The organism is Pseudomonas reidholzensis (genome assembly GCF_900536025.1).
Classification (GTDB): domain Bacteria; phylum Pseudomonadota; class Gammaproteobacteria; order Pseudomonadales; family Pseudomonadaceae; genus Aquipseudomonas; species Aquipseudomonas reidholzensis.
Map to the genome: position 1 here is coordinate 784,524 of NZ_UNOZ01000013.1, position 25,300 is coordinate 809,823.

General features: G+C 66.3%; 21 protein-coding genes. 12 read left to right on the forward strand and 9 right to left on the reverse strand.

The genetic code is table 11. The features are described 5' to 3' along the window. Positions 1-64 precede the first annotated feature (64 nt). The 4 genes from CCOS865_RS11845 to CCOS865_RS11860 all read right to left on the reverse strand — a co-directional run bounded on the left by CCOS865_RS11845 (position 65) and on the right by CCOS865_RS11860 (position 3,452). Entirely contained in the window at positions 65-760 is a 696-nt protein-coding gene (locus CCOS865_RS11845) for a sel1 repeat family protein (protein WP_119140901.1), read from the reverse strand. Positions 761-899: 139 nt separating this feature from the next. Further along, positions 900-1,994 (reverse strand): hypothetical protein, encoded by a 1,095-nt coding sequence (locus CCOS865_RS11850; RefSeq protein WP_119140902.1) that lies wholly within the window; start codon positions 1,992-1,994, stop codon positions 900-902. A gap of 40 nt (positions 1,995-2,034) precedes the next feature. Beyond that, positions 2,035-2,673 carry a LysE family translocator gene (locus tag CCOS865_RS11855; RefSeq protein ID WP_119140903.1) on the reverse strand — a complete coding sequence of 213 codons (639 nt, stop codon included), beginning with the start codon at positions 2,671-2,673 and terminating at the stop codon, positions 2,035-2,037. A gap of 2 nt (positions 2,674-2,675) precedes the next feature. Then, entirely contained in the window at positions 2,676-3,452 is a 777-nt protein-coding gene (locus CCOS865_RS11860) for a YqcI/YcgG family protein (protein ID WP_119140904.1), read from the reverse strand. A 160-nt stretch (positions 3,453-3,612) separates the two neighbouring features. Between CCOS865_RS11860 and CCOS865_RS11865 the strand changes: the two genes are divergently transcribed. Then, entirely contained in the window at positions 3,613-4,533 is a 921-nt protein-coding gene (locus tag CCOS865_RS11865) for a LysR substrate-binding domain-containing protein (RefSeq protein WP_119140905.1), read from the forward strand. Here the strand turns inward: CCOS865_RS11865 and CCOS865_RS11870 are convergent. Then, entirely contained in the window at positions 4,514-5,425 is a 912-nt protein-coding gene (locus tag CCOS865_RS11870; protein WP_119140906.1) for a LysR family transcriptional regulator, read from the reverse strand. The genes CCOS865_RS11865 and CCOS865_RS11870 overlap by 20 nt on opposite strands. A 123-nt stretch (positions 5,426-5,548) precedes the next feature. Between CCOS865_RS11870 and CCOS865_RS11875 the strand changes: the two genes are divergently transcribed. From CCOS865_RS11875 to CCOS865_RS11900, 5 genes are all read left to right on the forward strand, one after another. Then, positions 5,549-6,760 (forward strand): MFS transporter, encoded by a 1,212-nt coding sequence (locus CCOS865_RS11875; protein ID WP_119140907.1) that lies wholly within the window; start codon positions 5,549-5,551, stop codon positions 6,758-6,760. A gap of 149 nt (positions 6,761-6,909) precedes the next feature. After that, positions 6,910-9,270: a DNA polymerase II gene (locus tag CCOS865_RS11885; RefSeq protein WP_119140909.1), complete on the forward strand. Its 2,361-nt coding sequence runs from the start codon at positions 6,910-6,912 to the stop codon at positions 9,268-9,270. A gap of 78 nt (positions 9,271-9,348) precedes the next feature. After that, positions 9,349-13,902 (forward strand): NEL-type E3 ubiquitin ligase domain-containing protein, encoded by a 4,554-nt coding sequence (locus CCOS865_RS11890; RefSeq protein WP_119140910.1) that lies wholly within the window; start codon positions 9,349-9,351, stop codon positions 13,900-13,902. Positions 13,903-14,130: 228 nt separating this feature from the next. Next, the gene (locus CCOS865_RS11895; RefSeq protein WP_119140912.1) at positions 14,131-14,685 is read left to right on the forward strand and encodes a DUF4174 domain-containing protein; all 555 of its coding nucleotides are present in this window, start codon (positions 14,131-14,133) and stop codon (positions 14,683-14,685) included. Positions 14,686-15,000: 315 nt separating this feature from the next. Next, the gene (locus tag CCOS865_RS11900) at positions 15,001-16,170 is read left to right on the forward strand and encodes a GGDEF domain-containing protein (protein WP_119140914.1); all 1,170 of its coding nucleotides are present in this window, start codon (positions 15,001-15,003) and stop codon (positions 16,168-16,170) included. A gap of 35 nt (positions 16,171-16,205) precedes the next feature. Here CCOS865_RS11900 and CCOS865_RS11905 read toward each other — a convergent pair whose 3' ends face one another. Next, positions 16,206-17,021 (reverse strand): protein phosphatase 2C domain-containing protein, encoded by an 816-nt coding sequence (locus CCOS865_RS11905; RefSeq protein WP_119140916.1) that lies wholly within the window; start codon positions 17,019-17,021, stop codon positions 16,206-16,208. A 190-nt stretch (positions 17,022-17,211) separates the two neighbouring features. On the opposite strand from CCOS865_RS11905, the gene CCOS865_RS11910 reads away from it, so the two are divergent. After that, a complete protein-coding gene (locus tag CCOS865_RS11910) occupies positions 17,212-17,526 on the forward strand; it encodes a DUF2388 domain-containing protein (protein WP_244216089.1) in 315 nt (104 codons plus the stop codon). A 45-nt stretch (positions 17,527-17,571) separates the two neighbouring features. Then, the gene (locus tag CCOS865_RS11915) at positions 17,572-18,051 is read left to right on the forward strand and encodes a VOC family protein (RefSeq protein WP_119140918.1); all 480 of its coding nucleotides are present in this window, start codon (positions 17,572-17,574) and stop codon (positions 18,049-18,051) included. Between the two features lie 23 nt (positions 18,052-18,074). Here the strand turns inward: CCOS865_RS11915 and CCOS865_RS11920 are convergent, their stop codons facing one another. Both CCOS865_RS11920 and CCOS865_RS11925 read right to left on the reverse strand, forming a co-directional pair. Next, positions 18,075-19,430, reverse strand: coding sequence for a PBS lyase (locus CCOS865_RS11920; RefSeq protein WP_119140920.1), 1,356 nt, complete (start codon positions 19,428-19,430; stop codon positions 18,075-18,077). 196 nt (positions 19,431-19,626) lie between these two features. Beyond that, on the reverse strand, positions 19,627-20,211 hold the full coding sequence (locus CCOS865_RS11925; protein ID WP_119140922.1) for a TetR/AcrR family transcriptional regulator: 585 nt from the start codon (positions 20,209-20,211) through the stop codon (positions 19,627-19,629). A gap of 122 nt (positions 20,212-20,333) precedes the next feature. Between CCOS865_RS11925 and CCOS865_RS11930 the strand changes: the two genes are divergently transcribed. Beyond that, positions 20,334-21,500 carry an MFS transporter gene (locus tag CCOS865_RS11930; RefSeq protein WP_119140924.1) on the forward strand — a complete coding sequence of 389 codons (1,167 nt, stop codon included), beginning with the start codon at positions 20,334-20,336 and terminating at the stop codon, positions 21,498-21,500. A 4-nt stretch (positions 21,501-21,504) separates the two neighbouring features. On the opposite strand, the gene CCOS865_RS11935 is transcribed toward CCOS865_RS11930, so the two are convergent. Continuing rightward, the gene (locus CCOS865_RS11935) at positions 21,505-22,086 is read right to left on the reverse strand and encodes a helix-turn-helix domain-containing protein (protein WP_119140926.1); all 582 of its coding nucleotides are present in this window, start codon (positions 22,084-22,086) and stop codon (positions 21,505-21,507) included. Between the two features lie 149 nt (positions 22,087-22,235). Between CCOS865_RS11935 and CCOS865_RS11940 the strand changes: the two genes are divergently transcribed. The 3 genes from CCOS865_RS11940 to CCOS865_RS11950 all read left to right on the forward strand — a co-directional run bounded on the left by CCOS865_RS11940 (position 22,236) and on the right by CCOS865_RS11950 (position 25,235). Next, the gene (locus tag CCOS865_RS11940; protein WP_119140928.1) at positions 22,236-23,129 is read left to right on the forward strand and encodes a DMT family transporter; all 894 of its coding nucleotides are present in this window, start codon (positions 22,236-22,238) and stop codon (positions 23,127-23,129) included. Positions 23,130-23,283: 154 nt separating this feature from the next. Further along, positions 23,284-24,459 (forward strand): N-methyl-L-tryptophan oxidase, encoded by a 1,176-nt coding sequence (gene solA / locus CCOS865_RS11945; RefSeq protein WP_119140930.1) that lies wholly within the window; start codon positions 23,284-23,286, stop codon positions 24,457-24,459. Next, on the forward strand, positions 24,456-25,235 hold the full coding sequence (locus tag CCOS865_RS11950; RefSeq protein WP_119140931.1) for a MetQ/NlpA family ABC transporter substrate-binding protein: 780 nt from the start codon (positions 24,456-24,458) through the stop codon (positions 25,233-25,235). Before solA ends, CCOS865_RS11950 begins: the two co-directional genes overlap by 4 nt. The last annotated feature ends 65 nt before the right edge of the window (positions 25,236-25,300 follow it).

A 25,300-nucleotide genomic window follows, 5' to 3' on the forward strand; every position in this document is an offset into this window, starting at 1 on the left:
TGGCTTGAACGATCTTGCTGGTTTGGCGCCTGCGCTGCCCGCATCGCGGGCAGCGCAGCTGTGTTCAGCGCTGGCTGGTCAAGCGCTGCTGGGCAGCGGCGCAGCCATTGATCTCCACGGCCTTTTGCAGCAACGAGCGTCGGTGCTGCGGGTCGAGATCGCCCAGCAAGCGGTACACCTCGGCCTGGTAGTCACGCTGGCGCCCCCACTGCATTTCCAGCCCCTGCGGCTGGCTGCGGTTGCAGGCCAGGCGCACCGCCGGTTGCGGGTAGTAGGCCGCATACAGGGTGGCCATGCTCGGGATCGCCTCCATGTCATCGCGGTAGGCGGGGCTGGCGTTGTACGGCGGGCACCAGGTGGAAATCGCCGGTGCGGGTGGCGCAAAGCCCTGTTTGAGGCTGGCCTCGAGCAGCGGGCAGGCGGCCTCCGGAATCTGCGCGGCCGGCAAGAAGGTCATGTAGTACAAGGCCAGCCGGTATTGCGCCACCGGATGACCGAGGGCCACCGATTTTTTCAGCAGCGCCACCGCGGTCGGCAGGGTGTGGGCCATGGCCTTGCCCTGGCGGCTGAGTTCAGGGTCGCTGTCGACCACCGGCCGCAGCGGGCTGCTGCTGTCGTCCAGGCTGTCGGCCTGCTCGAGCAAAGGCAGCGCCTGGCGGTAGAGCAGGTCGGCATGCGGGTCGATCTGGATCTCCAGCGCGTGTGCGGCCAGCGGCGCCAGCGCCAGGAGCAAGGGCGACAGCGCAGCAGCGCGACTCACGGCAGAGCCTCGCAGGCGGCCTGCGGGCGGGTGGCTTCGATGTTCATTGCGGATACGCATGTGCCTCGGGCAGATCAGAGCGACGACAGCGTATTCTAGCCACCCACAGGCCCATGCCGAAAGACCACACCTGCGTTTATCAGACGAGCTTGATCGGCGTCACCTTGCGCTGGGCGTATTTGTCCTGCGCCAGGCCCAGTTTCGCGGTGATCACCTTGGCCAGCGCATTGTTGCCCAAGTCATTGAAATGCAAGCGATCAACAAACAGCGACTCGGCAAATACCGGTGAGCTGCTGAGCATGCTGTTCATGTCATAGCAGGGCACAGTTTCGGCTTCGCTCTTGATCCGCCTGAAGAACGCCTGGTGCTGCTGGCTGTCGACCACATCCGCCAGCAGCCGGTCGAAGTTGCTCGGTTGCTGTTGCAGGGCGGTGAGCATGGCCTGCTCGGCGCTCGGCAGGCTGTCTCGGCACCACGGCAACAGCGGCTGGAGGATGAAGGTGAGGGTGGCATGGCTGTCGGCCAGCAGCCGCTCCCACTGCCGCAAGGTGCGGGCGATGCTGTCGGCGGCGCGCACCAGGCGTTTGTCCGGCGCAGCCAGCGACCAGTTGGCGGGCGGGCTGGCAGGGCGCGGCAGCAACGCCTGGCCAAGCCGTTGCCAGAGGGGTTCGCGCTGCGCCGGCGCAGCCACCTGGACCCCTTCATTGAAGCTGTTGAGGTAGGCCAGGTAGCTCGCGTTCTGCGGCGGTGCATAGCCCGCCGCGAGCACTTCACCCAGTGCCTCCCGGGCCAGCGTGTTCAAGCCGCTCAGCACCACCACGTGGCCGATCTTGCCGAAGCGGTGCTGGTGGGTCAGGAACAGCAGCAGCTCCTGGGTGGCATCCAGGCCGCACCCGGCCAGGTTCAGCCAGACCTCGCCGGTGATCATCGACAAGTACGAGGCCACCGTGTGTTCATCGCCGCTGGCGCCAATGCCCAATGCCGTCGAACCGCCCACCAGCAGGTTGATCCGTGGCGCGCTGCCGCGCTCGGCCGGCGAATGGCGCTTGCCCGCGCAGTGGCTGTAGCGCAACCCCAGGGCGTCGGTATTGAGGGTGGCCGAGCGGTAGCCGCGTTCGTGCAGGTGCGAGCCAGGCGCGTGCCTGCGCTCGCCCAGTTGCAGGAAGCGCTGGTAGTCCTGGTGCAGGGGGTGGACGTTGCCCTGGCCGTGCGCTGCACTGTCGATCGGTCTCATGGGCATTCCTTGTTCGGGCACGGGAGGCAGGCTGCGCCGGTCAGGCCGCCAGTTCCTTGAGGTTGTAGAGCAGCCCGACCGCCGCGATCAGCAGCAAGGCGACGCCGGAGGCCAGGCTGATCAGGCGGCTGCTGCGCTGCGAGGCAATCCGGCCGATGGCGAAGATGTAGAGGCTGAGCACGGCGAAGTCGATGGCGATCCACAGCAGCGACAGCACCACCATGCTCTTCTCGAACGACTCGGTGATCTGGATGAACTGCGGGAAGAAGGAGATGAAGAAGATGATGTCCTTGGGGTTGGAAATCCCCACCATGAAGCCTTGCAGCAAACCGCCGCGACCGGGTTTGCCAGGCTCGGCCAGGGGCGCGTCGGGCGCGGCGGCGGCGGGCGCCTGCAATGCCTCGCGCAGGGTGGCCACGGCGATGTAGCCGATGAACAGGCAGCCGAGCAGGCTCATGCCGTTCAGCCAGAGCTTGTCGATGGCCGCGCTGGTCATGATGATCCAGGCCGCGGCGCCGATCAGCACCAGCGACGCCCAGTTGGTGCCGATCGCGGTGAACAGGGCCTTTCGCGAGCCGGAAGCCGCAGCGGTGTTGACGATCAGCGCCACCACCGGGCCAGGCGTGGCGATCAGCAGCAGGACAGTCAGGGCGTAGGTGGCAGTCAGTGCGGTATTCACAGTCAGTTCTCGGTCAGTGTGTCGGGTGCCACGTGGGCGTGGAAGGGGCAGCGGGCCGGGTTCAGTGAGCCCTGCTCCTGCAGCTGGTACTGCTTCCATTCGTAGTTGTCGTCCTGGCCGAAATAGCCCAGGGAGTCGGGCACGACCCCGTCGTTGTAATGGCGCACCCGCTCGCGAATCCGCCCACGGATGCGCTGGCCGCTTTCGGTCAGGGCGCTGGCCACTTCCTCGAAGCTCTCCCGCGGGTTGATCACAAAGACCATGCTGTCGCCCAGGTTGCGGCTCTTCATGAGCCGATGGCCGGGGAAGTTCATGTTGATGAACAACGGCATGCCGGCGAAGCAGAACGACCACTGGCTGTCGTGCGGGTCGCCTGGGACGTCCTGCGGCCAGGGCTGCGGGTCGCGCGCGTGCACGCCCTGGAGCACCTTCCAGGCCAGTGCCTGCTGCTGCTCGAGGGTGGTGTCGGTGGCGGCTTCGAGAAACACCAGCAGCGGGGTGCCGATGCGTTGCTTGAGGGCGATCGGTTCGATCGTGCGCACATAGTCGCCCAGGCCCTTGGCCATGTCGTCGGCCATGTGCTCGGCCCTGGCGAAGACGATGTGGCAGGTCTTGGCAGCCACTGCCTTGCGTCCAAACAGGCAGGGAAATTCGGGGTTGGCGAGTATTTCGCGAAAGTGTTGCAGGGTCCTGTACGTCCAGTGGTGTGTGTTCTGGACATGTTCGTCGGCCAGCTCTAGCGCATCCAGGCGATAGCAATTTCCATAACCCGTAAACATGGTTTCCCCAGGAGTTCTAATAATCATTTCCGCACACTGATAGGCGGTTTCGCTCTATGGTTTTATTGTTTTCAAGCATTTTCTGAGAACGACTCGCAGTTGTAAAACGCCTGGAACTATGACCTACTATTAGTCTTACTCATGCTCGGGAAGCCCCTCGATGTCAGAACGGATTCAGGCCCTGCACGCCCTGCGCGCCTTCGAAGTGGCGTCGCGCTACGGCTCGTTCACCCGCGCCGCGCAAGAGCTGGCGCTGACCCAAGGCGCGGTCAGCCATCACATCAAGACCCTGGAGTCGCTATTTGGCTGCGACCTGTTCGAGCGGCGTGGGCCCAAGCTGCGCCTGACCGAGCACGGCCGGCTGCTGGCGCAGGAGCTGAAGGTGGGTTTCAAGATCATCGAGAACGCTTGCGCGCTGTTGCGCCAGGACCGCTACGGGCTACGCCTGAAAGCCCCGTCAACGCTGACCGTGCGCTGGTTGCTGCGGGCGCTGGATGGCTTCAAGAAGGCCGAAAACAGCTGCAGCGTGCAGCTCTCGAGCGTGTGGATGGACATCGACACCGTCGATTTCTACTCCGAGCCCTACGATTGCGCGATTCTCCTGGCCAACGGCCGCTTTCCGGCCGATGTAGAGAGCTTCAAGCTGTTCGACGAGTGGCTGATCCCGGTCTGCCACCCCGACTACCTGGCGGATGACGCACCGGAGCTGTCGGCACTCGCGCAGTGCGATTTCCTCCACCCCTCGACCGACCGGCGTGACTGGCGGCGTTGGCTGGCACGGATGGACGCACTGGACATCAGCATCGATCAGGGCCAGGTGTTCGACACCCTCGACCAGGGCATCTCGGCGGCGCAGCAGGGCCTGGGCATCTCGGTGGTCGACCTGGTCCTGGCCAGCGCCGACGTGGCGGCCGGGCGCCTGGTCATGCCGTTCAAGCATGCCGTGGCCACGGGTGACGGCTATTACATGACCTGGCTCAAGGCCAGCCCCAAGGACCGGCAGATGCACAAGCTGCGCGATTTCCTCCTGGCCCAGGTGCCACCGCTGGCCTCCAAGGAGATCAACTACCTGTACGGTTGAGCGGGTCGGCGCAGAACACCCGTTGCAGCATGAAGTCGATGAACACCCGCAGCTTGGGCGGCATCTGCCGCCCCGACGGCCACAGCAGGTAGAAGCTGCCACGCCGCTCCATGAAGTCCTCGAGCACGCTCACCAGGCTGCCACTGGCCAGTTCCTTGCGCACGCTGAAGTCTGGCAGGCAGGTGATGCCGCGGTGGTTGATGGCAAAGCAGATGCGCGTCTCGACGTGGTTGCAGATCATCGAAGTCGGGATGTCATAGGCCTGCTCGGGGTGCTCGCGGCGCAGCGGCCAGGCCTCCAGCTTGCCGCTGCTGGGGAAGCGGTAATGCAGGCAGGTGTGCTCGACCAGTTCACGCGGGTGGGCCGGGTTGCCGCTGGCGCGCAGGTACTCCGGCGAGGCCACCAGGCGGTGCTGGAAGTGCCCGAGAAACTTGGCATTGAGCCGCGAATCCAGCGGCTGACCGCCGCGCATCACCACGTCGAAGCCTTCGCCGACGATGTCCACCATGCGGTCGCTGAAGTCCAGGTCGAGCTCGACCTCTGGGTACAGCGCCATGAATTCGGCCAGTGCCGGCATCACCAGGCCGGTGACCTGCGGCAGGCTGACCCGCAAGCGTCCGCGCGGGGTTTCGCTGGCCTGGGACAGCTCCTGCTCGGTGGCTTCGATCTCCGCCAGGATGCGTCGGCTGCGCTCGAGAAACAGCGAGCCCTCGGCGGTCAGGGTGATGCTCCGGGTGCTGCGATGGAACAGCCGTACCCCCAGGCGGGCTTCAAGACGCGCGACCCGCTTGCCCACCGCTGAGGCGCTGATGCCCAGCGACTGGCCGGCGGCGACGAAACTGCGGCTTTCGGCGACGCGGTTGAACACCAGAAATCCGCTGAGGCTGTCCATCCACTGCTCCTGATTGCGGACATCGGTGTCCGTAGTGAACGGCATTCTACCCGTCTTTATCCGCAATGCCTGCGGGTCGCAAGATGCTCGCCTGTCGATTCATCTATCAGGAGGCTTCTCGCCATGCACCAGACTTGCCCATCGGCCCTCGCGGCACCGGCCGATTCCGTCCCCGTCGACCAGCGGCTCCCGTTCAGCGGCCTGCTGGCACTGGCCATGACCGGGTTTATCGCGATTCTCAGCGAGACCTTGCCGGCCGGGCTGCTCGGCCAGATCGCCGACGGCATGCACATCAGCCAGGCCATGGCCGGCCAGTGGGTCACCGCCTACGCGCTCGGCTCGCTGCTTACGGCGATCCCGTTGGTGACCCTGACCCAGGGCTGGTGGCGCCGGCGCACGCTGCTGCTGGCCATTGTCGGGTTCATCCTGTTCAACGGCCTCACTGCCGTTTCCCAGTCCAACGGCCTGACCCTGGTTGCGCGGTTTCTCACCGGTGCGGCCGCCGGCCTGGCCTGGGGCCTGATTGCCGGGCATGCCCGGCGCATGGTGCCGGTAGCTCGCCAGGGCAAGGCCATGGCGGTGGCGATGGTCGGCGCGCCGATTGCGCTGTCGCTCGGCGTGCCGCTGGGGACCTGGCTCGGTGAGTGGCTGGGCTGGCGCGCGACCTTCGTGCTGGTGATGCTGGCGTCAGTGCTGCTGGCGGTCTGGGTGCTGCGTGCGGTGCCGGATTTTCCCGGGCAGGTCGCGGGGCAGCGGCCGGGCGCCTGGCAGGTGCTGCGCACGCCGGGCGTGGCCGTGGTGTTGCTGGTGATCCTGGCCTGGGTGCTGGGGCACAACATCCTCTACACCTACATCGTGCCGTTGCTCGCGGCCGCGGGCATGGCGGCCGACACCGGGCTGGTACTGCTGACCTTTGGCCTGGCGGCGTTGGCGGGGATCGCGCTGGTCGGCTTGTGGGTCGATCGTCACCTGCGTTTGCTGGTATTGCTGAGCCTGGCGGGGTTTGCCGTGGCGACCCTGGTACTGGCCCAGGACGCCCCGTCGAGTTGGGCAGTGCACCTGAGTGTGGCGCTGTGGGGGCTGACCTACGGCGGCGCGCCGACCTTGTTGCAAACCGCCTGCGCCGATGCGGCGGGCGAGGGCGTGGATGTTGCCCAGTCGATGTTGGTGACCGTGTGGAACAGCGCCATCGCCCTGGGCGGTGTGGCGGGCGGGTTGTTGCTGACCGGCAGCGGGGTTTCGGCGTTTGGCAGTGTGGTGCTGGTGGCGATCGCCCTGGCCGGGATGCTGGCCTTGGCCGGGCGGCGTGCCGGGTTTGTCGCGGGAGGGCGATGATCGTCAGTGCGGGTATGGCCTCATCGCGGGCAAGCCCGCTCCTACAGGTTTCACCGCGACCCCTGTAGGAGCGGGCTTGCCCGCGATGAGGCCGGCGCCGACACAACAGGGTAGAATCGCCTTCTATCCAGGCACACAAGGTCGACGCGGTGGAGTTGCAGCAGGGGTTCGTCCTCACCCGGCACTGGCATGACACGCCCGAGGGCACATGCGTGGAGTTCTGGCTGGCCACCGACGATGGCCCTCGCCAGTTGCGCCTGGCCGCCCAGGAATCGGTGGCGTTCATCCCTGAAAGCTTCGCCGCGCACGCCCGCGCGCTGCTCAAGAACGAGCAGGGCGTCGAGCTCAAGCCGTTGCGCCTGCGCGACTTCGAGCAACGCCCGGTGCTCGGCCTGTACTGCCGCCAGCATCGCCAGCTGATGAACCTCGAGCAGCGCCTGCGCGCCGCTGGCATCGAGGTCTACGAGGCCGATATCCGCCCTCCGGAGCGCTACCTGATGGAGCGCTTCATCACCGCCCCGGTGCTCTTCGGCGGCCGCCCGGACGCCCACGGCGTGCTCTGCGACGCGCAGCTCAAGCCGCACAACGATTACCGCCCGCCGCTGCGCCTGGTCTCGCTGGACATCGAGACCACCGAGCGCGGCGAGCTCTACAGCATTGCCCTGGAAGGGTGCGGCCAGCGCCAGGTGTACATGCTCGGCCCGGCCAACGGCGACGCCAGCGCGGTCGACTTCGACCTGCACTACTGTGAAGACCGCGCGCAACTGCTGCACTGCCTGAACCAGTGGATGGCCGAGCACGACCCCGATGCGATCATCGGCTGGAACCTGGTGCAGTTCGACCTGCGCCTGCTCCACGAGCACGCCCAGCGCCTGCAGGTGCCGCTGGCGCTGGGGCGCAAGGGCGCGCCGATGACCCTGCGCGCTCATTCCGGCGGTAACCATGTGTTCGTCGATGCACCCGGCCGGTTGCTGATCGACGGCATCGAGGCGTTACGTTCTGCGACCTGGAGCTTCCCCTCGTTCAGCCTGGAAAACGTCGCCCAGACCCTGCTCGGCGAGGGCAAGGCGATCGACACGCCGTACCAGCGCATGGACGAAATCAACCGCATGTTCGCCGAGGACAAGCCGGCCCTGGCCCGCTACAACCTCAAGGACTGCGAGCTGGTGACGCGGATCTTCGCCCACACCCGGCTGCTCGAATTCCTCCTCGAACGCTCGACCGTCACCGGCCTGCCGGTGGACCGCAGTGGCGGGTCGGTCGCCGCCTTCTGCCACCTGTATATCCCGCACATGCACCGCCTGGGGTATGTCGCGCCCAACCTCGGCAGCCAGCCTGACGAGGCCAGCCCCGGCGGTTTCGTCATGGACTCGCGCCCCGGCCTGTACGACTCGGTGCTGGTGCTGGACTACAAGAGCCTGTACCCGTCGATCATCCGTACCTTTCTGATCGACCCGGTCGGCCTGGTCGAAGGGCTCAGCCAGCCAGACGACGCGCACTCGGTCGAGGGCTTTCGTGGCGGGCGCTTCTCGCGCAGCCGGCACTGCCTGCCGGCGATCGTCGAGCGGGTCTGGCAAGGCCGCGAGGCCGCCAAGCGCGCCGACAACGCGCCGCTGTCGCAGGCCCTGAAGATCATCATGAACGCCTTCTATGGGGTACTCGGCTCCAGCGGCTGTCGCTTCTTCGACCCGCGCCTGGCCTCGTCGATCACCATGCGCGGCCACCAGATCATGCGCCAGACCCGCACCCTGATCGAAGCCGAGGGCTTCGATGTGATCTACGGCGACACCGACTCGACCTTCGTCTGGCTCAAGAGCGCCCATGACGAGGAGGCCGCCGCGCGTATCGGCCGCGACCTGGTGGCCAAGGTCAACCACTGGTGGCGCGAGCACCTGCAGCAGAGCATGGGCCTGGCGTGCGCGCTGGAATTGCAGTTCGAAACCCATTACCGGCGCTTCCTGATGCCGACCATCCGGGGTGCCGAGGAGGGCAGCAAGAAACGCTATGCCGGGCTGGTGCGGCGCGCCGACGGTGATGAGCAGATGGTCTACAAGGGCCTCGAGTCGGTGCGCACCGACTGGTCGCCGCTGGCGCGTCAGTTCCAGCAGGCGCTGTATGAGCGGATCTTCCGTGGCCAGCCTTACCGCGACTACCTGCGCGACTATGTGCGGCGCACCCTGGCCGGCGAACAGGACGACTTGCTGATCTACCGCAAGCGCTTGCGCCGACCGCTCGCCGACTACCAGCGCAACGTGCCGCCGCATGTGCGCGCCGCGCGCCTGGCCGATGAATACAACCTGCGCCTGGGCCGTCCGCGGCAATACCAGCGCGGCGGCTGGATCAGCTACATCATCACCACGGCGGGCCCCGAGCCGCTGGAAAACCTGCAGTCGCCGATCGACTACGACCATTACCTGAGCCGCCAGCTGCAACCCGTGGCGGACGCCATCCTGCCGTTCGTGGGCGATGACTTCGCCGCACTGACCGACCGCCAGTTACTGCTGTTCTGACGAGGTGGTAACTATCTAGCGCTTGTCTTGCCTGGCGATCCCTAGGCTGCTGTTTTTCAGCGGACGGAGGCATCGACCATGAGCGGTGGCCACACACCAGCAGTGAACACGGGGGAGACGCCCGAGGGCGCTTCTGTAGCGGCGCTCGAGCAACTGGGCAGAACGTCTCGAGCGTTTCAGGACGCACTCATCGCCCGGCGACTGCCCGACTGGTTGAAGCAGGTCCCGGTCGAGGAGTGGGCACACCTGGCCCAGGCGATGAGCCTGAGCCTGAGCCATCAACAGCAGCTCAGGGGGCAGTTGGCGCGGCTCACAGGGTTAGAGGCGTTCGCCGCCGCGGCCCTCGACGATGCCTTCGCGCAACGCTTCGGCACCGGCTACAACGTACGCACGCTGAAGTTTCTCCAGGGCCGTCGTGCTGGCCCGATCATCAACCTGCTGCCGGTGGCGAGCCACCTGCATGAGCTGGTGTACGACGAAGTGACCTTGCTCGACGCCGCGCTGCAGAACTTCACGGCCGAGCAGGCCCAGGTCGGAGGGCAGTTTCCAGGCAATCGCTTGCTCGTCAATCGTCCCGGGCAGGGGCAGGTGCCGTCTGCCACCGCGTTTGCCGCGCTGTGCCGCGAACTGGACCTGGGTGAGCGTTATCAGCGGCACCTGGACAGCATCCTCACACCGCCCGATGACGCCGCCGGCGTGGCGCCGCTGCTGGCCGGTGGCTACCGCTACGGCATGCTGGTGGACGCCTACCGCGCCCGGCACACCGATGTACTGAGCGACAGTGAGCTGCGACTGGTCAAGCAGATGTGCCTCGAGGGCACGCTCGGGCGCCTGGCGGGGGACCTCGTGTTGCCCAGGCAACTGCGACTGCTGGGGTGTTGGCTCGAGCAGATCGTCGTGTTCGAGGTTGTCGAGAAAGGCGTCGTGTACGACACCACGCGCAAAGTGCTGCTGTACATCCCGGGTGATCCGCACGGCCCATGGAGCCAGTTCAGCAGCATGCGTTACCTGGTCAATGAAATCGGTCGCCGCCTGAGGGTGAAGGCCTATCAGCAGTTCTTCAGCCGCTTCGTGCGGCGACGTGACAGCCAGCGCTTCTTTGCCACCGTGATCCCGGCGTACGCAGACCTCCCTGTGTGGGCCAATATCAGCCTTGCAGAGCACCTTCGCGACTGTCCGCAACCGCTGTTCGACCGTCTGGCCGACGCCCGCATTGCGCAGATCAAGGACGACGCGGCGATGATCGCCATGCCGGTGGCAGCGCTCGATCGCGAGGTCCAGCGGGTCCATGACGAGCGCCTCGCCGCCGAAGGCTGGACCCTGCTCAACCTCGCCGGGCTGTTCGTGCCGGCGATCGGCCTGGCGCTCCTGGCGGTGACCGCCTGGGAGCTGCTCGACGAGGCCTACCAGGGCATCCAGGCCTGGCGTGACGAAGATTCAGGCGAAGCACTCGATCACCTGGTCAACGTTGCCACGGACCTGGCCGTGCTGGGTGCCATCGCCGCGGGCGCTACGCTCGCCAGCCGGCTGTGGCGGCGCTCGGCCGTCGTCGACCGGATGATGCCGGCGCAGCTGGAGGACGGCAGCAGCAAGCTCTGGCAGGAGGACCTGACCGGCTTTCGCAGCCCGCTACCGCCCGCCGAGTCGACGGTCGACGCAGGCGGCGTGCACCATTGGCAGGGCCGTGCGTGGATCGAGATGGACGGCCATCATTACCCGGTCGCTCAGCGCCCAGACGATGGCCAGTGGCACCTGCTCGCCCGGCACGGCCACGCCCCCGCCCTGCGCAGCAATGGCGCCGGGGCCTGGCGGCTGTGGAGCGAGCAGCCGGCGCAGTGGCAGGACCGCCACCGCATGTTCCGCCGCCTGGGCGGTCAGTTGCGTGAGCTCGACGACGACCAGATCGATGAGGTGATGGTGTGCCATGACCTGGGCGCAGATCAATTGCGCGCCCTGCATGTCTATGCGCGGGCGCCGCAGGCGGGCTTGCTCGACAGCGTGCAGCGCTGTGTGCTCGAACAGCGCATTCGCGCGGTGGTCAGCCGTTTGCGCTCGGGCCAGGCGGCCGGCGATGCCTTGGTGCTCGCGCACGCGCAGCGACTTGCAGGGGCGGCAGGCCTGTCCGATCAGGCCCTCGCCGAGCATTGCCGGGCGTTGCGCCGACCCTTGCTGGAGGGCCTGTACGATGCGCTGCAGGCGCCTGACAGCCGTGCCAGTGCAGCCCTGCGGCGGGTGTTTCCGAGCGTGCATCGGCGAGCCGCCGATGAGCTGTTGCGTGCCGCCAGCGCTGTCGATCGCCAGCGCCTGCTGGCCAGTGGGCGGGTACCCTTGCGCCTGGCCGAGGCGGCCCGGGCCAGCGCGCTGGAAATTCGCCTGGCCAGGGTCTATGAGGCGTTGCAGTTCGATATGCCGCAGAACGCGGACCTCGCGCGGGTTGCCCTGGGCATGCTCGACCACCTTCCAGGGGCCAGCGCGGGTGTGCGTTGGCAGTTGTTCGAGGGGCAGGTCGGTGGGCCGCTGTTGCTCTCGACCACGCAGGGCGCGCAGGCCTGCAGCCTGGTCCATGCGAACGGACAGTTCTTTCTGCACGACCCCCTCGGCCAGGCGGTGGGCGAGGGGGGCGAGCTGTTTGCAACGCTGGCGGCCGCCTATGGGCCTGCCCAGCGCGACGCGGTGGGGGTCGCAGAGCCGTTCGCGCACAACCTCAGGGTGCTGGTGACGCGCCAGGCCGTGCAGCGCCGCCCGGAGGTCGAGCGGTTGCTCAGCGCAACGCGCCGCGCGGGCAGCTTTCGCCCGCCGCTGCGCTTGGCCGAGGGTCGCCTGGGCTACCCGTTGGGGGGATGCTCGGCGAGCCGCTTCTGCCAGCGCGATCAGTCGCTGACGGCCATGCTGCGCGATCTCTACCCGACCTTCACCACGGAGCAGGTGAGCGCCTGGGTGCACCGGGTGCTGCAATCAGGGCGCGAGGTCGAGAGCGCACTGAACGCCTCACGCGGGGAGTTGGCCGCATTGCGGCGGGGGCTGAACGACTGGGCCGGGGCGGTTGATGGCAGCGTGCAGGATGAGCGGGTCAGCCTGGCCACGACGCTGATCGACTGCTGGCGACGGGTCACCGTCGATGGGCAGGCGCTGGGTGATGCAGCCGACAACTTTCGGGTGCTGGTGTACAACACCCGGCCTGAAGCGCTGCCGGAGATTGCGCCGCAGGTGAGTTTTGCGCACGTGTCCGAGCTGTCGCTGCTGAGGATGAACCTGGAGTCGATCCCCGAGAGCTTCCTGTTGGCGTTCTCGCGTCTGCGCATACTCGACCTTGGCGGCAACCGTTTGACCCGTCTGCCGCAACCCTTGCTACAGATGCCCGAGTTGCGCGAACTGACCCTGACCAACAACCTCATCGTGCTGGATTCGGGGCAGGCGGCGACCTTGGCCAGTTGCCAGGCGCTGCGCTACATCGACCTCTCGCACAACCCCTTGGGTCGCGGTTTTTCCTTGAGTGGCCTGCAGCAGTTGCGCTGGTTGAACCTGCGCGCTTCGAACATTCGCCACCTTCCCCATGCGGTGCTGGATAACCCGGACCTGCTCTACGTCGACCTGCGCTCCAACCGTATCGCGCTGTTGCCCGAGCGCTACTATCAGCTCCCGGTGGCAATCAGGCGGCGCATCAGGCTGGCGGGCAATCCGCTCTCCAACGCCGAGGTCTCGCGCCTGCAGCAGGCGCTGATGGGGCCTGTGGAAGCCTCGGACGACGAGCGCTTCGAAGCCTACTTCGACCGCGCCCGGCAGGTCTGGGGCGATGCTGTCGGCCCCCGCCATCGCGGGATGCTGATCGCGGCGTGGGAGGCGGTGGATGAAGGTGAGCGCTCCGAGCGGTTCTACCGGGTGCTCATGCAACTGACCCAGTCCGCCGACTTTCACATCAACGCCTATGCCCTGGCCCAGCGGGTGCTCGGCCTGCTGCAGGAGATGGCGGCCTCGCCCGAATTGCGTGAGCAGTTGCTGCTCATCGCCAATGATGAGTGGGGCTGCCAGGACGGCGCCACCTGGTGCTTGAGCAACCTTGAGGTGAACGTTCGGGTGTGGCGCGTGCAGAGTAACCCCGGGGGCAACTCCGAGCAGGAGCTGCTCAACCTGGGGCGACGCCTGTGGCGGCTGGATGAGGCGGATCGTCTCGCCGTGCAGGATATCCTCGAGCGCGGTGGCAACCCCGATCAGAGCGAAGTCGGGCTGGCCTACCGGCTGGGCCTGCGTGATCGCCTCGACCTGCCCATCGAAGTCGGCGACATGAGCTTTCGGCCCTTGGCGGGTGTCGACGAGCAGCGCATCACCCGGGTCGAGGCGCAGATCCGGCAGGCCGAGACCACCGAACGGCTGGCGCGATCGATGGTCGAGCGCAGCTTCTGGTGCCGGCACCTGGAGCGCCGCCACAGCGCGCTGTTCGCCGAGCTGGCGGAGCCCTTTCACACGCGTGTCGATGGTGTCTTGCAGGATCAGGGCCTGTCGGACCTGGCCAGAGATCAGCAGGCCAAGGCGATCCAGGAAGAACTGCGCGCCGCAGAGCGCGGCCTGATGCTCGAGCTGACCCTCAAGGCGCTGGAGACCGGCGCCGAAGACTCGCCGATCAACGTGCGCTGAAGGCCGCCGAAGACTCGGGCCAGGCGCCTTGCCCTCGGCGGGTTTGAACTATGCTCAGTGAGGATGTCGGCATTTTCCGGAGATGTCGACGTCCTGTACTGGAGCGGCGCTGGACATCGTTTGTTACCTTGCCCTGGCCACAGGCGTGGTCCGCGGGTTTAACCTCCAGCACGGATTTTTCTCCATGATCTGTAGTCACTGATTTATCGAGACATTAAGGAGATGCACATGCTTGTCCGGTCACTGACCCTCGCCACCTTGCTCGCGGTAGCGGGCCCCCTGTTCGCGGCCGACAGTGATGCGCCGTTGGCCAAGGAGCTGGGCAAGGCCAGGCCATTGGTCATCATCGCCCCCAGCTCTGCCGACCCCACCTTGCGCGGCATCAACGAAGCGCTCAAGGACCCCGACACGCAAAAGCAGTTCAGGGACCGCGGGCTGGTGGTCTACAGCGTTGCCAAGATGGTCGGCATGCGTGACGACAAGAACCTCGAGCAGCAGACCACCATGGCCCTGATCCGCGAGCTCAAGCTTGGCGCCAGCAAAGGCACCAAGGTGATCCTGGTGGGCAAGGATGGTGAACGTCACGTGCTCAAGGATGACGACAGCGGCAGCAAGCTCGACCCGCAGGTGATCTTCAAGGCGGTCGATGAGCTACCGGCCACCGAGCAAGCCGTGACGGCGCCAGAGCCGGTCGCCGCCGCCACGCCCGAACCCAAGGCCAAGGAAAGCAAACCGGCCAAACCGTCCAAGTCCTCAGCGCCGCCCAAGCCGCTCGAAGACTGACCGGCAGCAGGCGCGTGTGAGCACCTTTGCGTGGGGCGTGCTGGCCCCGCGTCAGGGGCCGCGTGGCCACCGCCAATCCCACTCCCACTCCCAGTCCTTGCAAACCCGTGAGCACGCAGCGATCCGCCGAGCGGCCCATCCCCTGGGCAGCTGATCCTGCGCATCAAGTGAGCGCCCAGGCGCGCCGCTGGTGCGGAAGATGCATGGCGTTGAGGCGCGACCTGAACCGTGCGTCAAGATGTCAGCGCAGGGCATCGATGTCCTGGTTTACAATCCGCCGTTTTTTCCTCACTTTGCTTACAGGCCCGTCATTCCATGGCGCTCGACCCACCTACGATGTTGACCATTTCTATCGCCCTTGCCGCCGCGGCGGCGCTGTACCTGGCGATCGAATGGCGCACCGTCCGCGAATCCTCCTTGCTGTACTGGAGCGCCGGATTCGCCACCATTACCGTCGGTTGCACGCTGGCTTTGCTGCGCGGCAACGGTCACCTGTTGATCGGCATCTGGTTCGCCAACGGCCTGCTGGTCACGGCCCACTGGTTTTTCCTGCTGGGCGTCGCGCGCTTTACCGAAACCCGCTTGTCACGCGCCTGGTACCTGATCTTCGTGGTCTGGCTGGCCATGCTGTTGTTGCCGGAGGGGCCGCAGTGGTCGAAGCTGATGTTTCTCGCCAACTCGCTGCTGGTGGCGCTGCCGACGCTTCGGGCCAGCTTCCTGCTGCGCCCGCACGGCATGTCGTTGAGCGTGGGCGCGGTGCAACTGCGCTTCGTCCTGCTGGCGCACGGGTTGTTCTACCTGATCAAGATGGTCCCGCCGCTGGTGCCGGGCAGCCTGATCGACCTGGCGGCGTTTCGCGGTGAGATCATCCAGGTGTCGCTGGTCGAAGGGGCGATGGCGATCATGCTGATCGCCTTGTCGATGACCGGCACCGAGCGCTACCGCCGCGAGCAGCAGATCGCCCGGCTCGCCGCGCGTGATCCACTGACCGCGCTGTATAACCGCCGGGCGCTGGAAGTGCGGGCGCCACGGCTGATCAACGCCGTCAGCGCGGCGCGGCCGGGGGCGTTGCTGTTGATCGACATCGACAACTTCAAGCTGGTCAACGACCTGTACGGGCACACTGCGGGTGATCGGCTGCTGGTCGCGCTCAGCGAGATGATCCGCGCGTTGCTCCCGCCCAGCGCGCTGGCAGCGCGGCTGGGCGGTGACGAGTTCGTGATCCTGCTCGGCCATGCCTCGCCGGAGCGCGTCCACCAGCTCGGCAGCAGCCTGCGAGATCAGTTCCAGCAACTCGCCGCGCAGTCCTATGCCACGCCAGCGGCGGTCACCTTGAGCATCGGCGCCAACCTGTTCGACCGCCCACCGGCGAGCTTGGCGGCCTTGATCGAGCAGGGCGACCAGGCGCTGTATGAGTCCAAGCGTGCCGGCCGCAACCGCATCCGCCTGGACGACCGGACCCTGGCCGCCCCGGCAGCGGATTGAGTTGCCGTCAGTGGCATGAACAAAGCAACCACTGTTCAGCCAACGCGCAACCAGATCGCCGAGGCGTCGTCACTGGCCTTGAACCTCGGGTAGCGCAGGCAGGCGGCGTCCTCGGTCTCGATGCGGCGCAGGGCCAGGGCCAGTTCAGCCAGCCCGCGTTCTAGCAGCAGGTCGACAAAACCGGCGGGGTCGTAGGCCTGGTAGGTGTCGAACAACGCGGCGAAACCGTCGCTCATGAGGATCACATCATCGCCTTGAGCGACGGTTGTGCGGACGTAGCGGGTATCGCCTCGGCACTGCGCTGGGTCGATGCTCAACACCGCCTTTGGCTGTGCGCGGGCGGCTCTGCGGTCGGCCACGATGGCCGGTGTGCGCACGCCGTAAGCACCGGTGCCCGGGCCCAGCGCGGCCGCTTCGGCGCGCTCGGCCTCGCGGTCGGGCGCGGGGGTGAGAAAGGCAATGCCCTCGGCGCTGCGATGCAGCACCACGCAGTCGGCCAGGTACGCGCAGGTCAGTGCATCGCCCTCCAGCGCGACTGCGGCAAACGACGCACGCGGCAGCTCCCATGCTGCCACCGGGGCACGCTGGCGCTCGCGCTCATAGGCGCCGGCCACCGCGTCGAACACCGTTTCACAGACGGCCTGCAAACCCCCGGACGCACCGCCGAACGCGCTATGCGCGGCAGCCGCCAGCCAAGCCGCACCGCCGCGTGCACCGAGCAGGCCGGGTGGGCCCAGGTCGGTCGCGCCGTCGATGACCCAGGCATGCTGGTCGGCGCTGCCGATGCGGTCGTCATTGGGGATTTCTGGCTTGCCGGCCAGGCTGAGGCTCTGGATCAGGTCGAAATGCATGGTCGATGGGTCTTCTCTCGCACACGGGAACGGGTTGGACCGCCGGCCCGCCAGCGGGTTCGTTGCCCGGCCAGGCTGCGGATGGGGCAGCGGTTAACGTGATGATAGCGGCGAATCTCAGCTCAATGGCTACTGCTGCCGCGCATAACTGAGTACCCTGACCGCCCTGTAGACTGCTAAGGAAAGCCTCTTGATTGTATTGCGCGCACTGTTGATCGCGACCCTCCTGGCCAGTGCCAGCTCGGCCTGGAGCATGGAAGGCAAGGGCAACCCGATCGATTACACCACGGTCGGCTTCAGCCTGGTCCTGACCGCCGTGGTCGGCAGCACCAGCCATCCGCTGCAGGTATTCGAGCTGGCCCACGGCGATGCACTGACCTTCATCGGCTCCGCCGGTCGCCATCGCGGCGCGCGCCTGGAGCAGGCGCTGCGGGCCTACCGTGAGGCCAATCCAGGCAGCGATGCAAGCGACGAGCAGGTGGCCCTGGCCATCGCCAGCCTGTAGTGAGCGGCTAGACTCAACGCTCTTAGCCGATCGCGGAGAGCAGCCATGACCCCCAAGAACACCGTCTGCCTGTGGTACGAGGGCGCAGCGCAGGAGGCCGCCGAGTTCTACGCCAACACCTTCCCCGACAGCCAGGTGCTGGCCGTGCACCAAGCCCCGGCGGATTACCCGTCAGGCAAGGCGGGGGATGTGATCACGGTCGAATTCACCGTGATGGGCATCCCCTGCATCGGCCTCAATGGCGGGCCGGTGTTCAAGCACAACGAGGCGTTCTCGTTCCAGGTGGCGACCGATGACCAGGCCGAGACCGATCGCTTGTGGCAGGCGATCGTCGCCAACGGCGGCGAAGAGAGCGTGTGTGGCTGGTGCAAGGACAAGTGGGGGATCTCCTGGCAGATCACCCCGCGAATCCTCACCCAGGCCATCGCCAACCCGGACCGGGCGGCAGCCAAGCGGGCGTTCGAGGCGATGATGCAGATGGGCAAGATCGACATCGCCGCCATCGAGGCTGCGCTGAAGGGGTGAACCAGGGCGCTTGGCGCGGGCCGTCAGTGGGCGACCCGCGCCACGCTTTCAAGGCGGATCAAACGGTCGGCGGCGAGCGCGCGCAGGCTGTTCACCAGCTCGGCGCGTTCGGCCTTCGGCGTAACGGGGTCGACCACTTGATACTGGCGATCGCACCATTGTTCCAGGCGAGCCAGCCAGTAGGCTTGCCCCCGCGGTTCCGCCGCCAGCCGTTGCAGGAGATACGCCAGCTGCTGCCAGGCGGGTCGCAGTTGCATCAGCGCAGCCAGGCGAGCGCTCGGTAGGGTATGCCAGTCGCGGTCCAGTCTGGCGTCCAGGGCGCCTCGCAGTGATGCCCAAGCATGTTTGTCCAGTTGGCCGATGGCGGCGAAAAACACCCGGTCCGCAGGGTCGTCGAGTGCTGCCAGGCATTCAGCGGTCTGCTCATCGCGCAGCAGCCGCACGGCCGCTTGGCGGACGGTCGCGTAGGGCGATTGCAGGGCGGCGGTGTGCCAAGGCTGGGCGAGTGCGACATCCAGCTCGCTGGCCAGGCCGAGCACGCCCAGCCACTCGCGCTTGCCGGTAGGTGGCGGCGTCGCCAGCCGCTCGCTGAGCACCGCCAGTGCATCGACGGCGTGCCGGGTCGCGGCCCAGCGCGCCAGGTTGCGGATCGCCGGCGACGCGTCGAGCAGCGCCATCCGCACTACCGGCTGCGGATCGGCAAGCATCGGCAGCAGTGCCCGCAACACGGTCACGCGAACCTTGGCCCCAGGGCGTGATAGCGCTTCGAGCAGCAACGGGCGTGCCTGCTCGGCTGGGCATGCCTGGCAGGCAGCCACGGCCAGCAAGCGTACCGTCAGCTCCCGATGGGCGAGGGCACTGCGTAGCAGCGACTGGGGCTCGGCATTGTCTTCCAGCAACAGCGCAAACAGGTAGCGGGCGACTTGCCCTTGCGCGTTCAGGAAGTGCTCATACACCTCCTGACGCACCCCGGGCGCCTGCAACACCGCCCGCGCGGCCAACAGGGTCGGGCCGTGATCGGTTCGGTGGCGCCCGGCCAATGCCATCAGCGGCTTCAATGCGAACAACAAGGCCTGCGCCTGTGCGGCTTGCAGGTAATGCTCCAAGCCCGCCGCAGCGACCTCGCGAACCTGTGGCGCCCAGTCGTTCAGGCGCTCCAGCAAGGCCGCCAGGGCTTCAGGCGAGGGCTGCCTGCACAGCTCGCGCACGGCGATTTCCCGAACGAAGCCGTTCTCGTGGGTGCTGAGCTCCAGCCATGTCTGGACACTGCTGACGCGGGCGAGTATCTCCAGGGCTTCGTTGCGCCGTCGATCCGCCCAGCTGAGGCTGGGCGCCTGCTCGCGCTTGTGGCGGTTGAGCCAGTCCTTTATCGAATTCACGCTGCAATCCTTTCTTCGCATTATTCCTGAATTTATCCTTGGCTCGAGCTCGCTGGGGCTGCTGCGCAGCCCTTTCGCGACACAAGGCCGCTCCCACAGGATGCGGTGTTCCGTACACGAAAGAGTCTGCACAGCGCCGTCCATGTGGGAGCGGCCCCAGCGAGCTCAAGCCAAGCGCAATTTCAAAAGTGCCCTGTCAGCGGCGACAAAGCCCCTTGAGCAGCAGCTCCATGGCCGCTAGCGCCTGCTCCAGCCGCGGGCTCTGGCCGTCGACGTTGGCAATCCACAAGGCGGTTTCGGTCAAGCCCCCTGAGATCAGCGAGGCCAGCGCCTGCGGGTCGGCGTCGGCAACGATGCCCTGCGCCATCAACGTTTCCAGCATCGACGTCAACGACGCCACGCAGTGCAGCTGCGCCTGCGGGGCAGGGGACCCGAGCACCGCAGGCGCGTCGCGCAGCACGATGCGCTGGATCTCCGGCTCGCTGGCCATCTGCAGGTACGCCCGGCAGCGATCGCTGAACCCCTGCCAGGGGTCACTGGCGCTGTCGGAGATGGCTTGCAGTCGCGCGTCCATTTCCGCGTCGATCTGTGCCACTACCGCCGCGAGCAAACCCTTCTTGTCACCAAAGTGATGGTACAGCGCGCCACGGGTGAGGCTGGCCTGGGCGGTCAGGTCATCCATCGAGGTTTCGCTATAGCCGCGTTCGCTGAACACCTGCCGTGCTGTCTGCAGGAGGGTGGCGCGGGTCTGTTCCATTTCGGCGCGGGTGCGTCTGGCCATGACGGAGTCCTGTTGGTAACGGGTTTACATTCACTGCGTATGATAATAGAGTTTTAATCATACGTTGTGTATGTATCTTTGCCTCGGGTATTCCGGGGCGGTTTCGATAAGGAGCGTCGAGCATGGCCAATCCCTACCGCGTGTTGTTTCGAGTGCCGGGCGCCTGGGGTTTTTCCCTGGCTGGCCTGGTGGCCAGGCTGGCGCTGCCAATGACCGGGATCGGTCTTATCATCCTGCTGTCCCAGGTGTACGGCAGCTATGCCCTGGCCGGGGCGGTTTCGGCCACCTTCGTGCTCACCTATGCCTTGCTCTCACCGCAGGTCTCGCGGCTGGTGGACCGTTATGGTCAACGTCGCGTGCTACCGGCGGCCGGCGCGTTGAGTGTGCTGGGCATCCTCTCGACACTGGCCTGCAGCTACTGGAGCGCGCCGCTGTGGACGCTGTTTGTCGGCGCCGCGCTGGCCGGCTGCATGCCGAGCCTGTCGGCCATGGTGCGTGCCCGCTGGACCGTGCTCTACCGTGGTACGGCCGAGCTGCAGAGTGCTTATGCGTTGGAGACGGTGCTCGACGAAGTCACGTTCATTGCCGGCCCGCCGCTGGCGGTCGGGCTCAGCGTGACCCTGTTCCCTCAAGCCGGGCCCCTGGTTGCCCAGACAAGCACCGAGCCGCCCGTGACGGCAGGTAGTCAATCAGCGGACAGCGGCGGCTCGGTGCTGCGCCTTGCCCAGGTGCGGCTGCTGGTGCTGCTGATGATTGCCATGGGCGTGATCGTTGGCACCGTCGACATCGTCAGCGTGGCCTTCGCCGGCCAGGTGGGTACGCCGGCCGCAGCCAGCCTGGTGCTCGCCTGCTATGCCATCGGCTCGTGCGGGGCCGGGCTGGTGTTTGGAGGGCTCAAGCTCAAGACAGCGCTGCACACGCTGCTGTTGCTTGGTGGGTTGGCCACGGCGGCGACAACCCTGCCACTGCTGATGGTCAGCAACCTGCTGGGCCTGTCGGCGGCGGTGCTGATTGCCGGGCTGTTCTTCGCCCCGACCATGATCGTGGCGATGGCCCTGGTCGAGCGCTGCGTGCCGGCCAGCCGGCTCACCGAAGGCATGACCTGGCTGCTGGCTGGCTTGAACGTGGGGGTCGCCCTGGGCGCGGCGCTGTCGGGCCAGATGGTCGATGTACAGGGCGCCAGGGCTGGGTTCCTGGTCGCCGTCGGCGCAGGTGTGGTGGTGATGCTGGTGGCGCTGTGGGGGTATCGGCGGCTGGCGCAGGCAACCTTGGTCGCGCACCACGCGTGAGGCCTCAGGGGTGCTCGATGACCATCACCGCCGTGGTATCCGCTTCGAGCGCTTCGAACACGTGCGGCACCGTGGCCAGGTAACTGATGTAGTCGCCCGCGTGCAGCACCACCGGCTCATCCGCCGGGCCGATCCTGGCACTGCCGCTGCACAGCACCACGTGTTCCACCGTGCCGGGCAGGTGGGCCTGGGACAGGCGCACCTCGCCGGGTTGTACCTTGAGCCGGTAGAGGTCGCGGCGCACGCCGGCGGGGCAGTCGGCGAGCAGCGTAGCGGCATAGTTGGCGGCCTCGGTGTAGGCCGTCATGCCCTCGTCGGCACGGATCACCCGCAGTTGCTGGCGGGGTTGTTCAAAGAACCGCGTCACCTGCAAACCCATGGCCATGGCCAGCGCCCAGAGGGTTTCGATGCTGGGGTTGCCGATGCCCGACTCCAGCTGGGACAAGGTCGACTTGGCAACCGCCGCGCGCTTTGCCAGCTCGGTCAGGGATAGCCCCGCCAGTTGCCGTTCGCGTTTGATCGCCAGTGCCAGCAGGTCGATCCGGCTTGGATTCAGGCTTGATGATTCGTTCGTTATGTCGGTCATTTGTTCGTTAAAAGATCCGTTTTTGGCTTGACGCTCTCGCCGGGCGTGTTCAGTATGGCGGCCGATTGTTCATTATATAGACCGTTTGGTCGGTGCATAGCCCTGCGCATGGCACCGAACCAACGTCCGCTGCAAGGAAGCCGATACTGATGCGTTCGCAAGCCCGTGGCTCGCTTGAAATGATTGCCGCCATGATGATTTCCGGCACGGTCGGCTGGTTTGTCGTGATGTCCGGCCAGGCCCCGGAGGCCGTGGTGTTCTGGCGCTGCCTGTTCGGCGCCCTGGCCATGCTGGTGGCGTGCCTGGCATTGGGCGTGCTGCGCCGGGTACGGGTCAGCCCCGGCCAATGGGCGCTGATGGGGCTCGGCGGGGTGTCGCTGATGCTCAACTGGCTGCTGCTGTTCAGCGCTTACCGGCATGCCTCGATCGCCATCGCCACGGTGGTCTATCACGTCCAGCCGTTCATGCTGGTCGGGCTCGGTGTGCTGCTGTTCGGCGAGCGACTGAGCAGCGCCAAGGTCGCGTGGCTGCTGCTGGCATTCGCCGGCCTGGTGCTGATCGTTTCGGCCAAGGGCAACGCAGCGGCACCCGGAGCGGAGTACCTGCTGGGCATCGGCCTGGCCCTGGCTTCGGCATTCTTCTACGCGGTGGCAGCGGCCATAACCAAGCGCCTCGCGGCGGTACCGGCGCACCTGATCGTGCTGGTGCAGATGCTGGTCGGGGTGCTGGTGCTGGCGCCCTTCGTGGAGGTCAGCGGGGCAGGTCCGGCTGACGCGGCCTGGGGCTACCTGGTGATCATCGGCGTGGTGCACACCGGCCTGATGTCGACCTTGCTCTACAGTGCCATTCAGAAAATCCCCACCGCGCTGGTGGGCGCGTTGTCGTTCATCTACCCGATCGTCGCCATCCTGGTCGACTGGATTGCCTTCGGCCATCCGCTCGGGGTGGTTCAGGTGGCCGGCACTGCGGCGATTCTGCTGGCGGCGGCCGGGATGAACTTCGGCTGGTCGCTGAGCCGGGCCAAGCATCGGCAAACGGCTTGAGGCGGCGCAACACGGCGTTTCACCTCAAACAGTGAGGGGGCGAGAAAAATGTACTGACCCGAACATTCTGGCATATGGATATGCTCATTGGTTCTTTGTTTCAGGCGCGTTTTTCCTCTCAACTAGCGCTTTTTTGCGTGAGTGAGAGTTGCGGGTGGAGCGATACGAAGCACTGGTCATCGGGCTCGGCGCCATGGGCGCCGCGACCGTCTATCAATTGGCGAAGGCGGGTGCCAAGGTGGTCGGTATCGACCGCCATCACCCGCCGCACACCTTCGGCTCCAGCCATGGTGATACGCGCATCACTCGCTTGTCGGTGGGCGAGGGCGCGCAGTATGTGCCGATCGTGCGCAACGCCCAGCGCATCTGGCGTGAGCTCGAGGCCCTGTCGGGCGAGGCGCTGTTCGATCAGTCCGGCTTGCTGGTGCTGACTTCGAGCCCCGACTTCGACCCGGCCGACAAGAGCGACTTCACCCTGCGCACCATTGGTCTGGCGCAAACCTACGGCATCGAGCACGAAGTGCTGGATGCCACGCAGATCCGCCAGCGCTTTCCGCAGTTCAAGCACGTGCTCGACAGCGCCATCGGCTACTTCGAGCCAGGCGGCGGTTTTGTCCGCCCCGAGCGCTGCATCGATGTGCAGCTGCGCCTGGCCGAACAACACGGCGCCACGCTGTACAAAGGCGAGACGGTGACCGACATCCTTGCCGATGAGCAGGGCGTTACCGTCACCACCGACCAGCGCACGCTGCGCGCCGACAAACTGGTGATCAGCACCGGCAACTGGGCGGGCGGGCTGCTCGGCGAACCGTTCGACAGCCTGCTCAAGGTCTACCGGCAAAAGCTGTTCTGGTTCGAGCTCGAGGCCGACGCCGAGCTGGTCGGTGCCTCGCCGACCTTCATCCTTACCCACGGTCGCGGTGACGACAAGATCAACTACGGCTTCCCGGCATTGGCCGGCGAGGGCAGCATGAAGATCGCCACGGCGCAGTACCACACCGCCGCGCAGCCCGACACCCTCGAGCGCAGCGTGTCCGTGGCGGAGGCACAGGACATGTACCAGCAGCAGGTGCACGGGCGCATCGCCGGAGTCACCGGCAAGGTCCTCAAATCGGCCGTCTGTGCCTACACCGTGACACCCGACCGCCACTTCATCATCGACAACCACCCCACGCTGCAGCACACCCTGGTGGTGTCGGCCTGTTCCGGCCATGGCTTCAAACATTCCGCCGCGTTGGGCGAGGCGTTCGCACAGTGGTGCCTGCGCGGCGCGAGCGACCTGGATCTGTCGTCTTTTTCCCTGAAACGCTTCGAAGGTAAATCATCGTGAAACGCGCTGTTCTCTCTGTTGCCTTGCTGGTCGCTGCCATGGGTTCGGCCTGCGCCGAAACGCTGAAAATCGCCGTGGTGCCGGTGCCCCACGCGGAGATCCTGGAGTTCCTCAAGCCTGAGCTGGCCAAGCAGGGCGTGACCCTGGACGTGAAGGTGTTCACCGACTACATCCAGCCCGATCGCCAGGTCGACGAAGGCCGCCTGGATGCCAACTACTTCCAGAGCAAGCCTTACTACGAAGCGTACAAGAAGGACCGCCCGAGCAGCGACCAGGTGCCGGTGGTGGCGGTGCACATCGAACCGTTCGGGGCCTACTCGAAGAAGATCAAGTCAGTCGCCGAGCTTGCCGATGGCGCCACCATCGCCATCCCCAACGACCCGACCAACTCCGGGCGTGCGCTGTTGCTGATCGCCAAGCAGGGCCTGATCACCCTCAAGGACCCGAGCAACATCATGGCCACCGCGGCCGATATCACCAGCAACCCCAAACACCTGAAGTTCAAGGAGCTGGAAGCGGCCATGCTGCCGCGCGTGCTGAACCAGGTCGACCTGGCGTTGATCAACGCCAACTATGCGCTGGAAGCCAAGCTGCAGCCGCACAAGGATGCGCTGTTCATCGAGAGCTCCGAGTCGCCGTACGCCAACTACCTGTATGTGCGCCGCGACAAGGCCAATGACCCGGCGGTGCAGAAGCTTGGGGCGTTGCTCAATTCGCCGCAGGTGAAGGCGTTCATCCTTGAGCGTTATCACGGCGATGTGGTGCCGGCGTTCTGAGGTTATCGGCTCAAGATCCTGGGGCTGCTTTGCAGCCCATCGCGGGCAAGCCCGCTCCTACAGTG

Bases quoted from the DNA above. Each gene is read 5' to 3' on its own strand.
- CCOS865_RS11850 (WP_119140902.1), bottom strand. From the start codon at position 1,994: ATGAGACCGATCGACAGTGCAGCGCACGGCCAGGGCAACGTCCACCCC.
- CCOS865_RS11860 (WP_119140904.1), bottom strand. From the start codon at position 3,452: ATGTTTACGGGTTATGGAAATTGCTATCGCCTGGATGCGCTAGAGCTG.
- CCOS865_RS11865 (WP_119140905.1), top strand. From the start codon at position 3,613: ATGTCAGAACGGATTCAGGCCCTGCACGCCCTGCGCGCCTTCGAAGTG.
- CCOS865_RS11870 (WP_119140906.1), bottom strand. From the start codon at position 5,425: ATGGACAGCCTCAGCGGATTTCTGGTGTTCAACCGCGTCGCCGAAAGC.
- CCOS865_RS11875 (WP_119140907.1), top strand. From the start codon at position 5,549: ATGCACCAGACTTGCCCATCGGCCCTCGCGGCACCGGCCGATTCCGTC.
- CCOS865_RS11890 (WP_119140910.1), top strand. From the start codon at position 9,349: ATGAGCGGTGGCCACACACCAGCAGTGAACACGGGGGAGACGCCCGAG.
- CCOS865_RS11895 (WP_119140912.1), top strand. From the start codon at position 14,131: ATGCTTGTCCGGTCACTGACCCTCGCCACCTTGCTCGCGGTAGCGGGC.
- CCOS865_RS11900 (WP_119140914.1), top strand. From the start codon at position 15,001: ATGGCGCTCGACCCACCTACGATGTTGACCATTTCTATCGCCCTTGCC.
- CCOS865_RS11905 (WP_119140916.1), bottom strand. From the start codon at position 17,021: ATGCATTTCGACCTGATCCAGAGCCTCAGCCTGGCCGGCAAGCCAGAA.
- CCOS865_RS11915 (WP_119140918.1), top strand. From the start codon at position 17,572: ATGACCCCCAAGAACACCGTCTGCCTGTGGTACGAGGGCGCAGCGCAG.
- CCOS865_RS11925 (WP_119140922.1), bottom strand. From the start codon at position 20,211: ATGGCCAGACGCACCCGCGCCGAAATGGAACAGACCCGCGCCACCCTC.
- CCOS865_RS11930 (WP_119140924.1), top strand. From the start codon at position 20,334: ATGGCCAATCCCTACCGCGTGTTGTTTCGAGTGCCGGGCGCCTGGGGT.
- CCOS865_RS11935 (WP_119140926.1), bottom strand. From the start codon at position 22,086: ATGACCGACATAACGAACGAATCATCAAGCCTGAATCCAAGCCGGATC.
- CCOS865_RS11940 (WP_119140928.1), top strand. From the start codon at position 22,236: ATGCGTTCGCAAGCCCGTGGCTCGCTTGAAATGATTGCCGCCATGATG.